Here is an 880-nt window from a genome sequence, read left to right on the forward strand (position 1 = left end):
TCAATACCCGTTAACTGTTGTAAATAGGCGGTGCTGAGATGCTGGCCGGAGCCTATGCCCGCCGTGCCGTAATTGTATTTCCCCGGATTGGCGTTGATGTGCGCCAACACTTCCGTCAGGTTTTTCCCCGGCAGGTCGGGCGAGACGGCGAAGACGCTTGCCTGATCGCTCACCAGAGAGATGGATTTGAAATCCTTGAAGATGTCATAGCGCAAGTGGGTGTTGAGTGCCGGTACGGTCACGTGATTGGATGAGGCGAACAGGAAGGTGTGACCATCGGTCGCTCGTGCCACGTATTCGGTGCCGACAGCCGCCCCGGCACCGGGACGGTTTTCCACCACAAACGTCTGACCGAACGATTTGCTCAGGCGTTCCGCCAGGGCGCGAGCCAACAGATCGGTGCCTCCGCCGGGTGGGAACGGTACCACCAGCTTGACGGTTTTGGTGGGCCAGTCAGCGTTCGCCGCCATGGCCGGTGACCCCAATGCTATTCCGGCGGCCACTAAGGATGCGGATGCTAACTGTAACCAGCGACGGCGTGATATCCCCGATGTATTCATAATGTGTTACTCCTCAATGATTTTATTGTTATACCCGTCATACTTCGAGTTGCAGATGCGTTGGCTACGCTCACTCACCCGAATCACTTACTTGAGTAAGCTCATCGGGGTTCCCTCTCTTGCCGCCTTCCTGCAACTCGAATTATTTAGGGTATAGATAGCTGCTAAGCCAGTAATGGAACGGGCTATTCCCACGCTTTCAGCGCTTGCCAATCTTCCGGGGTTGCGGTGGAAGAGAAACGGTGCAGCAAGCGTGTTTTTTCTTCCTGTAACGGCTGTAAACGCGCAATTGTGTCGTCAAGCAAGGCATAGGGAATGGC

1 protein-coding gene is annotated in these 880 nt (G+C 55.2%); it reads right to left on the minus strand.

What is annotated here, in order from left to right; genetic code table 11:
* Nucleotides 1-560, minus strand: a 560-nt coding sequence (locus J5224_RS31030) for a Bug family tripartite tricarboxylate transporter substrate binding protein (protein WP_264628855.1), incomplete at its 3' end; no start/stop codon positions are given.
* Nucleotides 561-880 lie beyond the last annotated feature (320 nt).

It is taken from the genome of Candidatus Symbiopectobacterium sp. NZEC135, assembly GCF_025962695.1.